We start from the raw sequence: 13,232 nt of genomic DNA, 5'->3' as shown, positions 1-13,232 counted from the left end.
CAGTACGACTATTTGGCGTATTTCCCGACTAGAAAACCAACTAAACTCCCCAGGATCAGCGTCATGACGGTGACCGGGATCAGGCTGACCGGCTGAATACCGGCGATCAGGACGGCGGAGGGGAGCAGGGTCAGAAAGGCGATCAATAATCCTTTAAGGACAGGCTGGATATTCAGGTCTACTGCTGCCACAAAGAAACCGACCACCACCCAGAGGGAAAAAGCGGATAGATTCGCGTCCCAGTTCATTTTGGCCAGCAACATTGGGGTAATATCGATCAATCCCGCCCCCGCACCAATTAAGAGACCGGTCATTAGCTTTTTCATGATTACCTCCTATTCGAACGCCTGCAGCGTGATCGTGACGTTCCCTTTGTTCGGAACCCCCAGCGAGGAATCCCGCCCGAAGACGTCGTCAAAAGCGAGGGCGTAGGCCCGGCCGTCGATCGTGTAGAGGCCGTTATGGAAGAACTCGGCGAATTTGTTGAAGACGCCGCCGTTATGCGCGGCCGAGGCGGTGTAAAATTTATCGCTGTCGCCCTGATCGGTCACGGTCGGGTTTTTGATCACCCCGCGGTTGAGCGCGCCGGACACCCATTTGACCAGTTTGGCGTCGCTGCCGGCCGCGACCTCCTGCCCGAACAGCTGGAGGGTCGTCGGCTTCAGGTAAACGCCGTCGGCGCCGAAGTCGAGCTTGCTGCCGTCGGCCGTGCCGCTGATCTGCCGCCGGACGGTCTCGTCGGTCAGGATGGTGACGGTCTTGCCGCCGGCCCAGTATTCGTTGATCAAACTGTCCCAGTAGCCGTAAAGCTCCGGGAAACTGGCGGCGTAACCGGGCGCGATCTTGGCCGGATTGAGGATGCGCAAGCGGTTACCGGCCGCGTCGCGCAAGACGACCTTTTCCCAGCCGCCGCTGAGCGCCGCTTCGTAAGCGTCCAAGATCTGTTTGCGGGTAATGCCGTCGTTGAAGCCGCGGGTCTCGGCGCCGACGGCGAGCTTGAGCGGCAGGGCAAAATAGTCGACCTGGGTCAGGTTGACCACGTTGCCGGTGCTTTTCACGGTCAACTCGACCTTGTCGTAGATCGTTCCGTCGGCCGCGCCCGGTTCGGTGAAGTTGGCAAGTTCATCCGCCACCAGCCGGTCGATCCCCAAATATAGCCGGGCGGATACGACATAAGGGATGGTGACCGGTCCGGCAGTGATCAGGGTATCCAGGGTCACGTCCGGCGCGGCCGCCGCGCTGGTCGAGCTCAGGAAGGCAGCCGGGGTCTGCGTCAGATCGAGGTTCCGTTCCACCCCGGCATTGTCTTGTCCCCGCAGGGCGACATGGATCCGATTGGCGGCGATTCCTGAATTATTGACGAAAGTGACGGTGACGTAAAGATCGGGCAGGGCGGGGGCGGAAGAAGCCGTCTGGCAGCCGGTAAGGACGATTGACAGGACCAGGAATAATAAGCCGCCGCCTGCCAGGAACCCTAAACGCTTCATCCAGACATTTTCCCACCAGGGAGAGACCAAGTCAAATGCCATAGTTGACAAATATGTAGATAGTGATACAATATTGTAGTATGAGCCCGACCAGAGATGTTACCGTTAAAGTTCTCAGCGAGATCAGCAGCGCGCTGGCCTCTTCGCTCGACATCGAAAGCACTCTTAACGCCATTCTCAATATCCTGACCGAACGGCTGGAGATGCAGCGTGGCACGATCACCCTTGTCGACCCGGCTACCAATGAACTTCACATTGAGGTCGCTCAGGGTTTGTCGCCGGCCGAAAAGGAACGGGGGCGCTACCAGATCGGCGAAGGAATAACCGGCAAGGTGGTGGAGAGCGGCCAGCCGATGGTCGTCAAGGATATCAAGGCGGAGCCGCTCTTTTTGAACCGGACGCAAGCGCGCAAGGAATTGAAAGAACGGAACTACGCCTTTCTCTGCGTGCCGGTCAAGGTCGGGAACAAGGTGGTCGGCGCGCTGTCGGTCGACCATCTTTTTCGCGGCGATATTTCCTACGAAGAGGACATTAAGCTGCTGACGATCATCGCCTCCATGGTCGGGCAAGCGGTCCGGATCCGCGAACTGGCGGAAAAGGACAAGCAGGCGGTCGTTTCCGAGAATATCAAGCTGAAAAGAGAGCTGCAGGGGAAGTATAAATTCGGCAATATCGTTTACAGCTCCCGGGCGATGGAGACGATGCTGGAAGGAGTGCTGCAGGTTGCCGACACGCAGGCGACGGTGATGCTCCTGGGCGAATCGGGCACCGGCAAGGAACTGGTCGCTTCCGCGATCCATTATGCCAGTCCCCGGAACGGTAAACCGTTCGTCAAGGTCGCTTGCGCCGCCCTGCCGGAAAACCTGCTGGAAGCGGAGCTCTTTGGCTATGAACGGGGGGCGTTCACCGGCGCGACCGAAAAGAAACTAGGCCGCTTTGAGCTGGCCAACGGCGGGACGATCTTCCTTGATGAGATCGGCGACCTGACGCTGCCGACCCAGGTCAAACTGCTCCGCGTCCTGCAGGAGAAAGAATTTGAGCGGCTGGGCGGGACCCAGACCGTCAAGATCGATGTCCGGGTCGTTTGCGCCACCCACCGGGACCTGGAAGAACTGATCAAGGAGCGGAAGTTCCGCGAAGATCTTTATTACCGGATCAACGTTTTTCCCGTTCATTTGCCGCCTCTCCGGGAGCGGAAAGAAGATATTCCCCTGCTGGCTGACCATTTTATCCATAAGTATAAATTAGAGAACAAGAAGAAGATCAAAGGGATCAACCGGGCGGCGCTGGAGCGGTTAATGGCCTACCGCTGGCCGGGTAACGTCCGCGAACTGGAGAACGCGATGGAGCGGGCGGTGGTCATCTGCCAGAAAGAGCTGATCACGCCGGCGGAACTGCCGTCCAACCTGAGCGGCGGCGCCGACCTCGATCTGCCGGGCGAGGGGGCTTCCCTGCCGGAGATCGTGGAAAGCATCGAAAAGCAGCGGATCACAGAAGCCCTGGAACGCTATAAAACCCAGCGTCAGGCGGCCAAAGCGCTCGGCTTGACGGAACGGATGCTCGGGTACAAGATCCAGAAATATAAGATCGCCTGGCAATAACCTTGCTGAGTCCGACGTTAAAGGGGGAATGATCATGAAAAAGGTCTTTTGTGTAGTTTTGGGCCTCGTTTGCCTGGTCTCCGTCGCCTCGGCCGCGCTCCTGGACGTGAATGTCGCTTACGTTTCCAAGTATATTTGGCGGGGGCAGGACCAGGATAGCGGGCAGCCGGCGCTGCAGCCGGGCGCGACCCTTTATTTGGGCAATACCGGCTTTTCGCTCGGGCTGTGGGGGAACTATAATATCGGGGCCGACTATCTCAACGTCGGTACCGGCGGGAATATCGGCCGGGAACTGACCGAGATCGATTACACGCTGACCTACGCCGCCTCGTTCAACGACGACTGGAGCTATTCCGTTTATTTTTCCCAGTACACTTACCCGGCCGGCCAGTTCATCCGGACGGGAGAGCTGTTCCTGACCCTGACCGGCAACAGTTTGCCGCTGACGCCGACCCTGACCCTTGCTTACGACAATGACCAGGGGAAGGGATCGTACGTTTCGCTGGGCGGGAAAAATTCGTTCCCGGTCGGCGCCCTGCAGATCGACTCCGCCCTGACGGCCGGCTACGACGGCGGCCAGTACGGGGCCAAACCGGGTTTTAGCGACGCTACCCTGGCATTTTCGACCGCGCTGCCGGTCAATAACCTGACGGTCACGCCGACCGTGAACTATACGGTGGTCGGCAAAGACACCAGGCCGACCTCGGAAAACACTTTTTGGTTCAGCCTGAACGTCGCCTCCAGTTTATAGCTACAAAATAGTAGACAAGATTTAAAAGGGGTTACAAAAATGTAGCCCCTTTTCTTTGCTCCCTCATGGCAATAAGATTGCTCCTGTCGGGCAGGAGGTGCGGTGATGATAAATTCCGGTGATACGGCCTGGGTCCTGATCTCGACCGCCTTGGTCATTCTGATGACCCCGGCCGTCGGTTTCTTTTACGGGGGGATGGTCCGGAAGAAAAGCCTGCTCTCGACCGTGATGATGTGTTTTGCCTCGCTTTTCCTGATCAGCGTCCAGTGGGTCTTGATCGGCTATACATTATCGTTCGGCCCGAGTAAGGCCGGTTTGATCGGGGGGCTGCAGTGGTTAGGCTTGCTCGGGGTCGGACAAGCGCCGAACCCGGACTATGCCGCAACGATCCCGGCGCTGGCGTTCATGCTTTTCCAGGCCGCTTTCGCGATCGTGACGCCGTCCCTGATCGTCGGCAGCTTTGTCGAGCGGATCAAGTTCGGCGCCTTCCTGATCTTTACCGGTCTTTGGTCGCTCTTGGTTTATTATCCGGTCGCCCACTGGGTCTGGGGAGTCGGCGGTTGGCTCCGGGCTTTGGGCGCGCTCGATTTTGCCGGCGGGACCGTGGTCCACGTTACGGCCGGCTTTGCCGCCCTGGCGGTCGCCCTGGTGATCGGCAAGCGGATCGGTTACGGTAAAGATAATATGGAACCGAGCAACATTCCGCTGGTCGTCATTGGCGCCGTTTTGTTGTGGTTCGGCTGGTTCGGTTTTAACGGCGGCTCCGCCCTGGCGGCCAACGGCTTGGCTGTTTCCGCCGTCGTGGTGACCAACACGGCGGCCGCGGCAGCGGCACTGGTCTGGATGATCTTGAGCTGGCTCCACCGCCGACCGAGCGTCCTGGGCGTCGCCACCGGTGCGGTCGTCGGTTTGGTCGCGATCACTCCGGCCTCCGGTTTTGTCGACCCTTTATCGGCGCTCGCGATCGGCGGGATCGCCGCGGTGATCTCCTATTATATGATCGTCCTCCGGATGAAGCTGCGGATCGACGAATCACTCGATGTCTTCGCTTGTCACGGGATGGGCGGGGTTTGGGGGTCGGTCGCGACCGGGATCTTTGCCAGCCGGGCGATCAACGCGGCTGGTAATAATGGCTTGCTGTTCGGTAATCCCGGACTGCTCTGGGTCCAGATCGTGACGGTCGTGGTCACGGCCAGCTTCTCTTTTGTCGTTACCTATGTCCTGGCGACGCTGATCGATCTGTTTATCGGTCTGCGGGTCAGCGAGAACGAGGAATTGGTCGGCCTCGACATTTCCCAGCACGCGGAAAGCGTTTAAAGGGGGGATAGCATCATGAAAAAGATCGAAGCGATCATTAGGTCGGAAAAGTTGGAGGATTTACGCGAAGCCCTGGATGCCCAAGGGTTATCGGCGATGACGGTGACCGAAGTGAAGGGGCGGGGAGCGCAAAAGGGGATCACGCTGGAGTGGCGGGTCGGCGAGTACCGGGTGGAGTTCATCCCGAAGATCAAGGTTGAACTGGTCGTTAATGCCGAGGCGGTCGATAAGGTGATCAATATAATTTTGTCGGTCTGCTCGTCCGGCAAGGTCGGCGACGGCAAGATCTTTGTCTCAACGGTGGAAGAAGTTATCCGGATCCGGACAAAAGAAAAGGGACACGGCGCTTTATAGGCTGAAAAACAATAATATTGTAGATAATCGGGCTGGAAAATACAAAAACGTATTAATTCCCGGCCGCGTAGCCTTGTGTCCAGCGTGGCAATATTCTTGCTCATCCTTCTTGGCCAGCAACATTGATCAAGGAGGTTCGTAATGATAAATGCCGGTGATACCGCCTGGGTTTTGATCTCCACCGCTTTAGTGATCCTGATGACGCCCGCCGTCGGCTTTTTTTACGGCGGCATGGTGCGGAAAAAGAACATTTTATCCACTGTTATGATGTGCTTCGCCGTACTGATCGTCCTTAGCCTGCAATGGTTCCTGGTCGGCTTCACCCTTTCATTCGCCCCGTCACTGCGCGGCCTGATCGGCCGGCTTGATTGGCTCGGTCTGGTCGGGGTGGGAGGGCAGCCCAACGCGGCTTACGCGGCGACGATCCCCTTTCTGGCGTTCATGTTCTTCCAGGGGGCGTTCGCGATCATCGCTCCGGCGCTGATCGTCGGCGCCTTTGTGGAGCGGATCAGGTTCTCCGTTTTTCTTTTCTTTTCGCTGGTCTGGGCGACCTTGGTTTACGATCCGGTCGCGCACTGGGTCTGGTCGGCCGGCGGCTGGCTGCGGGCCCTGGGCGCGCTTGATTTCGCCGGCGGCTTGGTCGTCCATATCACGGCCGGGTTTTCCGCCCTGGCGATCGCCCTGGTGATCGGCAAGCGGCTCGGTTACGGTAAGGATAATATGGAACCGAGCAATATCCCGCTGGTCCTGATCGGCGCGGTCCTGCTCTGGTTCGGCTGGTTCGGTTTTAACGGCGGCTCGGCGCTGGCGGCCAATGGTTTGGCAACAACGGCGGTGGTCGTCACCAACGCCTCGGCCGCGGCCGGCGCGGCTGTTTGGATGATCTTGAGCTGGATGCAGCGGCGGCCGAGCGTGCTGGGGGTCGCGACCGGCGCGGTCGTCGGCCTGGCGGCGATCACCCCGGCCTCGGGCTACGTCTCCCCGTTGTTCGCCATGCTGATCGGCGCAGTCGCTTCGCTGATCGCTTACTACATGATCTGGCTCCGGATGAAACTGCGGATCGACGAGTCGCTCGACGTTTTTGCCTGCCACGGGATGGGGAGCTTCTGGGGGGTGGTCGCGGTCGGCCTGTTCGCCAGCAAAACGGTCAACCCGGCGGGGGCCGACGGGCTGTTCTTCGGCAACCTGCACCAATTCTGGGTCCAGTTGTTCGCCGCTTGTTTTATCGCTTTCTTTTCTTTTGCCGTTACTTACCTGATCGCCAAAGTGATCGACGGACTGGTCGGCCTGCGGGTCAAAGAGAACGAGGAGCTGGTCGGCCTCGATATCTCACAGCACGCGGAAACTGCCTAGGGGGGCGGAAATGAAAAAAATCGAAGCGATAATCAGGTCGGAAAAACTCGAGGACTTACGCGAGGCGCTGGACGCTCAGGGTCTATCGGCGATGACGGTAACCGAGGTCAGGGGGCGGGGAGCGCAGAAGGGGATCACGCTGGAGTGGCGAGTCGGCGAATACCGGGTCGAATTCATTCCCAAAGTGAAGGTTGAACTGGTCGTGAATGCCGAAGCGGTCGATAAGGTGATCGGGATCATCCTGACGGTCTGCTCCAACAATAAAGTCGGCGACGGCAAGATCTTTGTTTCGCCGGTGGAAGAAGTTGTCCGGATCCGGACCGGCGAACGCGGGCAGCAAGCGCTGTAACGGTAATTAAATTGCTAAGCGGTAGCCGATGCCCGGCTCCGTGATAATAATGTCCGCCAAGCCGTGTTTTTCCAGTTTTTTTCGCAGCTGGCTGAAATAGATCCGGAGATAATGCGACTGATCGACCGCCTCCGGTCCCCAGACCTCCTGCAGCAATTGCTTTTGAGTGACGATCTTGCCGGCGTGCTGGGCCAGCAGCTTTAAGAGGTCAAACTCCGTATTGGTCAATTTTACCGGTGCGCCGGAGACTTCCACCGCGCGCAGATGGAAATCGATCTTCAGCGGGCCGTTGGTGAACACGGGTTCTTCCTTGAGGTTCAGACTGTGCCTGAGCGCGACCCTGATGCGGGCCGATAATTCCGAGATATTGAAGGGTTTGGTCAAATAATCGTCGGCCCCCGCGTCAAGCAGGGAAACCTTATCCTGGCCGGAATCTTTAACGGTCAAAACTATGACCGGGGTCGCCGTTCTGGCCCTGATCTTTTTCATGACTTCCAGCCCCGGCAGGTCCGGCAAGCCCAGGTCCAGAATGACGATGTCCGGACGGAAATTGGCCAGCAGGAGCAATCCTTCCCGGCCGGTTTTCGCCAGGGCAACGTTGTAGCCCTCGGAAGTCAAGCTGATATCAAGCAGTTTGCGGATCGACTTTTCATCGTCGATCACCAGGATTTTGGCGCCTTTATTCATACGGGGAAGCTTTAACCTCCGGCAGCGTATCGATCGGCAGAGTAAGCTTGATCTCCAGCCCGCCCTTTTTCCGGTTACGGGCTTCGATCGACCCGTTGTGGGCCTCGACGATCGCTTTGGTAATCGCTAAGCCCAGGCCGGTTCCGCCGGGCAAGGCCGCTTTGGTGCGGTAAAACTTATCAAAAATATAGGGCAATTCGTTCTCGTCGACGCCGGGACCGTTGTCCGCGATCGTCAGGGCGATGCGGCCGTATTCCAGCGCGGTCGTCAGTTCGATCGCCGAACCGGCCGGGGTGTAATTGAGGGAGTTCCAAATGATGTTTTGCAGCGCCTGGTCCATCAGGGGAAAATCGATCTTGATCAGCGGCAGGCTTTCTTCGCCTGCGACGATAACCCGGCGCCCCTCCAGATTACGGCTGAAACGCTGGAGGCTAGACCGGACCAGTTCGTTGACGTCCTGCCAGTCCTTTTTGATCGACAGCATGCCGGAGGCCAGCCGGGACATGTCGAGCAGATTGGTGACGACCCGATCGAGGCGCTCGGCCGAATCGGACAGTTCCTTGGCCAGGTCGGCCAATTTCCGCCGGTCGCAGATGATCCGGTCGTCCTTAAGCGCCGCCGCAATGCCGACGATCGAGGTTACCGGCGTTCGGATCTCATGCGAAACGCTGTCCAATATCGTCCGGTACAGCCCTTCGGATTTCCGGAGCTCGTCCGACTCGAGCGCCCGCTCTTTGAGGATCTCCCGCTCCAGGTAGAGCGCCAGCTGGTTGGCGGCCGTGTACAAGAAATCTTTTTCGTCCTGGGACAACTGGCGGTAATGTTCGGGGCGGTACAACAGAACGCCGATGTTTTCGGAGGGACCTTTGAGGGCGACGTACAAGGCGCCCGCGAAAGAGAGGGTTTCGGTCGACCAGCCGGCGATCTCGCCTTTTTCGTAGGCCCAGACCGCGACCGACAGCTCTTTTTCGTCGCCGGTAATGGTCTGGCGCAGAACCTCGTCAAAGCTCTGCCGGTCGTTCTTGACGATGACCTTGCATTTCCCCGGCAGGATCACGCCCAGTTCTTTTTCGATCGCCGCGATGCAGTTGTAGCGGTTGACCGCGTTGGCGATGATCGAGGTGATCCGGTGCATGGTATCGGTCCGGGCTTCTCTTACAGCGAGCAGCCCTTCATCCCGCCTGATCTTGCTGGTCAAATAACCGGTAACGACCGCGGTAATAATATAAACTACGCTCATGATCAGGTCGGTAAAATTAGCGATCACAAAGGTCATGGTCGGCGGGATAAAAAAGAAGTTCCAGATAAACACGCTGAGAACGGCGAAAACAACGATGTAAAGGAAGGAGACGAACATGCTCAGGACCAGGACGGCAAAGAGAAAGACAAAACCGATCGCCTCATAACCGATAAAAGGGGCCAGCAGATAATTGATCAGGGAAACCAGGAAAATAGTGCCGAGGGTCTTCCAGAAATCACTGAGCGGTATTTCCGGGCCGAAGATCAATTTGAACCAGCTTTCCGTGGCCGTGATCTCGCCGCCGGTCGGGATGACATGGATCGCGATGTTCTTCGTGCCACTGAGCAGTTTACTGGCGGTCGAGCCGGTAAAGATCGCCTGGAAGGGGCTCTTTTCCGAGTGCCCGATCACTATCTGGGTGATGTTCTTTTCGCGGGCGAATTTCGCCAGCGCGTCCGAAATGTTCCGGCCGGACAGGATCGTTGTCGCCGCGCCCAACTGTTTCGCCAGGGTGAAATTGTTCCCGAGCTCTTCCTTCTCCTTTTGCGTCCATTTCTGCGAAAATAACAGAGGGCTTTCCACGGCGACGACGAACCATTCGCAGCGGTACCGCCGGGCGATCAGCGCCCCGCGGCGGATCAATCTTTTCGCGTTCGGGCTGGGGCTGACGCAGACCAGGATCCGCTCGGTAGTTTGCCAGTTTTCCTTGATACCGTGCGCTTTCATGTACATTTCCAGTTCTTCGTCGACTTCCTGGGCCGTTTGCCGCAGAGAAATCTCGCGGAGCGCGTTAAGATTGCCTTCGCGGAAGAAATTGCCCAGGGCGTCCGTGATCTTGTCCTTTTTATAGATATCGCCGCGCTTTAACCGGTTCAACAGGGCGTCCACGGTGATGTCAACGGCGACGATCTCATCGGCATTTTCCACGATGCTGTCGGGGATGGTTTCCCGGACCGTGACGCCGGTGATCTGTTTGATGACATCGTTCAGGCTCTCCAGGTGCTGGACATTGAGCGTGGTAATGACGTTGATGCCGGCCCGGAGGATTTCGTCGACGTCTTCGTAGCGCTTAGCGTACTTGGAGCCGGGAACGTTGGTGTGGGCCAGCTCATCGACCAGTACGGTGGTGGGGTGCCGCCTGATAATGGCGGCGGTGTCCATTTCTTCCATGATCTTGCCGCCGTACTCGATCATCTGGCGGGGAACTACTTCCAGGTCGCCGATCTGTTTCTCCGTTTCCGGGCGGCCGTGCAGTTCCACGTAACCAATGACCAGGTCTTCCCCCCGCTGATGGCGGCGGTTGCCCTCGTTGAGCATGGTGAACGATTTGCCGACACCGGGGGCATAACCGATAAAGATCTTCAGTTTGCCCTTCTGGGGATGTTCCGAGGCGATCTTTAAGGCCTCTTCCGGAGTGAGCCGTCTTGCAAAGTCTTCCAATTAAATCCTCATTATTTAACGATGTGATCCAGCTCGGCGTTCAATTTCAGGACATTAAGCCGCGGCTCGCCAAAAATCCCAAGCGCTCTGCCTTCCGTTAGTTTACCGATCAGCTTGATTATCTCATCTTTTTTGGCTGAATCAAACCCGCGGGCCTTGACCACCCGGTCGACCTGAAAAAGGGCGGCGGCGGGACTGACGTGCGGATCGAGGCCGGAGGCGGAAGCGTAGAGCAGGTCGGCCGGTATTTCCGGCTCAGTCTTGGCTGGATCGGCCTGGAGCAATCTTTGTTTCCGCTCCGCCACGGCCTGCGCCAACTGTTGGCTGGTCGGGGAAAGATTGCTGCCGCCCGAGGGCAGGGGATTATAACCCTGGGAAGAAGGCCGTGACCAGAAATATTTTGCCTGATCGAAATTCTGGCCGATCAGCTCAAGGCGCCCGTTAGAGCTTTGCGAGAAAAAGAGCTGCCCGATCAGCGTGACCAACAGCGGGTAAAACAAGCCGGTCAGGATCGTTAAAGCGATAAAGAGCCGGGCGCCGATCATCATGTTCTTCATCTTATTTCACCAGCCGCAAGAAAACGACCAGCAGATCGATTAATTTTATCCCGATAAAGGGCGCGAGCAGGCCGCCCAGGCCGTAGATCTGCAAGTTGCGCTTAAGTAAATTACGCGCGCTCTCGCTGTGGTAAGCCACCCCTCTTAAAGCCAGCGGGATCAGGATCACGATAATGATCGCGTTGAAGATGACCGCGCTTAAAATAGCGCTGAGGGGGGAATGAAGCCGCATGATGTTCAAAACGGCCAGGGGACCTTGCGTTTCGTGCGGCCCCGCGTAAAGCAGGCCGAACATCGCCGGAATGATCGCGAAATACTTCGCCACGTCATTGGCAATGCTGAAAGTCGTCAGCGCCCCCCGCGTCATCAGGAGTTGCTTGCCGATCTCGACGATCTCGATGAGCTTGGTCGGATTGCTCTCCAGATCGACCATGTTGCCGGCTTCGCGCGCCGCCTGCGTGCCGGTGTTCATCGTCACGCCGACGTCCGCCTGCGCCAGCGCCGGGGCGTCATTGGTGCCGTCGCCGGTCATGGCGACCAGGTGGCCGTTCGCCTGCTCGCTGCGGATGCGTTCCATCTTGGATTCCGGCGTGGCCTGGGCGATAAAATCGTCGACGCCGGCTTCCGCGGCGATCGCCGCCGCGGTGATCGGATTATCGCCGGTGATCATTACGGTCCTGATGCCCATCTTGCGCAGTTCCCGGAACCGTTCCTTGATCCCGCCTTTAACGATATCTTTCAGGTGAATGATGCCGAGCGCGGTGTTGCCGTCGGCCACGGCCAGCGGCGTGCCGCCGCTGCTGCTGACTGTTTTTGCCGCCGCCTCAAGACTGGCGGGGAAATGGCCGCCGCGCGCTGCCACCTCCTTTTTGATCGCCTCGACCGCCCCTTTCCGGATCGAACGATAGACTTTTTTGTTTTGATCGTGAAAATCAACGCCGCTCATTTGCGTGCCGGCGGAAAAAGGGAGGAACGTCGCTTCGCTGGAGTGCAGGCTTTGCGCTCTTAAGGCAAAGCGCTCTTTCGCCAGGACGACGATCGAACGGCCTTCCGGGGTTTCGTCGGAAAGAGAAGAGAGTTGGGCGACCTCGGCAAGTTTCTGTTGTTCGATCCCGGCCGCCGGGATAAAATCGGCGGCCATCCGGTTGCCGAGGGTGATGGTCCCCGTTTTATCCAGCAACAGGACGTCGATATCGCCGGCCGCCTCAACCGCCCGGCCGCTTTTGGCAATAACGTGCCGCCGGATCAGCCGGTCCATCCCGGCAATGCCGATCGCGCTCAATAAGCCGCCGATCGTTGTCGGGATCAGGCACACGAGCAGGGAGACCAGCACCGGCACCGTTACGATCGACGAAAGGTCTTGTCCGGCCGCCGTGCCGCTGTAATCGGCGAAAAATTTAAGCGTCGTAACGGCTAACAAAAAGATAATGGTCAGGCCGGAGAGCACGATGCTTAAGGCGATCTCATTGGGGGTCTTTTGCCGTTTGGCGCTTTCGATAAGCTGGATCATCCGGTCGATGAAATTGCCGCCCGGATCGGCCGTGATCCTGATGACCACCCGGTCGCTGATGACCCGGGTCCCGCCGGTCACTGCGCTGCGGTCGCCGCCGCTCTCTCTGATGACCGGGGCGGATTCCCCGGTGATCGCCGATTCGTCGACGCTGGCTATCCCTTCGATCACCTCGCCGTCGGCCGGGATGGTGTCGTTGGTTTCGCAGACGACAACATCATTTTTCTTCAGTCTTCCCGCCGGAACGACCGTTTCCCGGTTATTGTCCAGCAGCCTGGCCGTAACTTCTTTTCTTGACCGTTTCAAGCTTTCCGCCTGGGCTTTGCCCCTGCCTTCCGCCAGCGCTTCGGCAAAATTGGCGAACAGGACGGTGAACCAGAGCCAAACGCTGATCAGCAGTTCAAAGAGGGAAAAGACGCCGCCGGCCAGATGGCGGAAAAAGAAAACCGTCGTAATGGCGGAGCAGACCAGAGTGACGAACATGACCGGATTGCGCATTTCTTCCCGCGGATCAAGTTTCAGGAACGAATCCTTGACGGCTACCAAAATGATCTTGTTGTTGTCCGTTTCGATCTTTCTCGTCATT

The 13,232-nt window shown here is 58.0% G+C and carries 12 protein-coding genes; 6 read left to right on the top strand and 6 right to left on the bottom strand.

The window, feature by feature from the left end:
• Positions 1-8 precede the first annotated feature (8 nt).
• Complete coding sequence (locus WC529_00870; GenBank protein ID MFA5112833.1) at positions 9-326, bottom strand: hypothetical protein; 318 nt, start codon at positions 324-326, stop codon at positions 9-11.
• Positions 327-335: 9 nt separating this feature from the next.
• Entirely contained in the window at positions 336-1,487 is a 1,152-nt protein-coding gene (locus tag WC529_00865) for a beta-1,3-glucanase family protein (GenBank protein ID MFA5112832.1), read from the bottom strand.
• A gap of 80 nt (positions 1,488-1,567) precedes the next feature.
• Here WC529_00865 and WC529_00860 point away from each other — a divergent pair, with 80 nt between their 5' ends.
• The 6 genes from WC529_00860 to WC529_00835 all read left to right on the top strand — a co-directional run bounded on the left by WC529_00860 (position 1,568) and on the right by WC529_00835 (position 7,212).
• Positions 1,568-3,088, top strand: coding sequence for a sigma 54-interacting transcriptional regulator (locus WC529_00860; GenBank protein MFA5112831.1), 1,521 nt, complete (start codon positions 1,568-1,570; stop codon positions 3,086-3,088).
• A gap of 34 nt (positions 3,089-3,122) precedes the next feature.
• Positions 3,123-3,839, top strand: a complete 717-nt coding sequence (locus tag WC529_00855; protein ID MFA5112830.1) for a TorF family putative porin — start codon at positions 3,123-3,125, stop codon at positions 3,837-3,839.
• Positions 3,840-3,944: 105 nt separating this feature from the next.
• On the top strand, positions 3,945-5,156 hold the full coding sequence (locus tag WC529_00850; GenBank protein MFA5112829.1) for an ammonium transporter: 1,212 nt from the start codon (positions 3,945-3,947) through the stop codon (positions 5,154-5,156).
• Between the two features lie 15 nt (positions 5,157-5,171).
• Positions 5,172-5,510 (top strand): P-II family nitrogen regulator, encoded by a 339-nt coding sequence (locus WC529_00845; GenBank protein ID MFA5112828.1) that lies wholly within the window; start codon positions 5,172-5,174, stop codon positions 5,508-5,510.
• A gap of 141 nt (positions 5,511-5,651) precedes the next feature.
• The gene (locus WC529_00840; GenBank protein ID MFA5112827.1) at positions 5,652-6,863 is read left to right on the top strand and encodes an ammonium transporter; all 1,212 of its coding nucleotides are present in this window, start codon (positions 5,652-5,654) and stop codon (positions 6,861-6,863) included.
• Positions 6,864-6,873: 10 nt separating this feature from the next.
• Positions 6,874-7,212 carry a P-II family nitrogen regulator gene (locus WC529_00835; protein ID MFA5112826.1) on the top strand — a complete coding sequence of 113 codons (339 nt, stop codon included), beginning with the start codon at positions 6,874-6,876 and terminating at the stop codon, positions 7,210-7,212.
• A 6-nt stretch (positions 7,213-7,218) separates the two neighbouring features.
• Here WC529_00835 and WC529_00830 read toward each other — a convergent pair whose 3' ends face one another.
• The 4 genes from WC529_00830 to kdpB are packed head-to-tail and all read right to left on the bottom strand — an operon-like array spanning position 7,219 to position 13,231.
• Complete coding sequence (locus tag WC529_00830; GenBank protein ID MFA5112825.1) at positions 7,219-7,899, bottom strand: response regulator transcription factor; 681 nt, start codon at positions 7,897-7,899, stop codon at positions 7,219-7,221.
• Positions 7,892-10,579 carry a sensor histidine kinase KdpD gene (locus tag WC529_00825; GenBank protein ID MFA5112824.1) on the bottom strand — a complete coding sequence of 896 codons (2,688 nt, stop codon included), beginning with the start codon at positions 10,577-10,579 and terminating at the stop codon, positions 7,892-7,894. The genes WC529_00830 and WC529_00825 overlap by 8 nt, the downstream gene beginning before the upstream one ends.
• 11 nt (positions 10,580-10,590) lie before the next feature.
• On the bottom strand, positions 10,591-11,136 hold the full coding sequence (kdpC, locus tag WC529_00820; GenBank protein MFA5112823.1) for a K(+)-transporting ATPase subunit C: 546 nt from the start codon (positions 11,134-11,136) through the stop codon (positions 10,591-10,593).
• 1 nt (position 11,137) lies between these two features.
• Positions 11,138-13,231, bottom strand: coding sequence for a potassium-transporting ATPase subunit KdpB (gene kdpB / locus WC529_00815; protein MFA5112822.1), 2,094 nt, complete (start codon positions 13,229-13,231; stop codon positions 11,138-11,140).
• Position 13,232: the final 1 nt, after the last annotated feature.

This window comes from Candidatus Margulisiibacteriota bacterium (assembly GCA_041650855.1).
Taxonomy (GTDB): Bacteria; Margulisbacteria; WOR-1; order O2-12-FULL-45-9; family XYB2-FULL-48-7; genus JALOPZ01.
Note: the sequence above shows the minus strand (reverse complement) of the source record. Positions and strands in the feature narration are given on the sequence as shown.

Bases quoted from the DNA above. Each gene is read 5' to 3' on its own strand.
- WC529_00870 (MFA5112833.1), bottom strand. From the start codon at position 326: ATGAAAAAGCTAATGACCGGTCTCTTAATTGGTGCGGGGGCGGGATTG.
- WC529_00865 (MFA5112832.1), bottom strand. From the start codon at position 1,487: ATGAAGCGTTTAGGGTTCCTGGCAGGCGGCGGCTTATTATTCCTGGTC.
- WC529_00860 (MFA5112831.1), top strand. From the start codon at position 1,568: ATGAGCCCGACCAGAGATGTTACCGTTAAAGTTCTCAGCGAGATCAGC.
- WC529_00855 (MFA5112830.1), top strand. From the start codon at position 3,123: ATGAAAAAGGTCTTTTGTGTAGTTTTGGGCCTCGTTTGCCTGGTCTCC.
- WC529_00850 (MFA5112829.1), top strand. From the start codon at position 3,945: ATGATAAATTCCGGTGATACGGCCTGGGTCCTGATCTCGACCGCCTTG.
- WC529_00845 (MFA5112828.1), top strand. From the start codon at position 5,172: ATGAAAAAGATCGAAGCGATCATTAGGTCGGAAAAGTTGGAGGATTTA.
- WC529_00840 (MFA5112827.1), top strand. From the start codon at position 5,652: ATGATAAATGCCGGTGATACCGCCTGGGTTTTGATCTCCACCGCTTTA.
- WC529_00835 (MFA5112826.1), top strand. From the start codon at position 6,874: ATGAAAAAAATCGAAGCGATAATCAGGTCGGAAAAACTCGAGGACTTA.
- WC529_00830 (MFA5112825.1), bottom strand. From the start codon at position 7,899: ATGAATAAAGGCGCCAAAATCCTGGTGATCGACGATGAAAAGTCGATC.
- kdpC (MFA5112823.1), bottom strand. From the start codon at position 11,136: ATGAAGAACATGATGATCGGCGCCCGGCTCTTTATCGCTTTAACGATC.
- kdpB (MFA5112822.1), bottom strand. From the start codon at position 13,231: ATGACGAGAAAGATCGAAACGGACAACAACAAGATCATTTTGGTAGCC.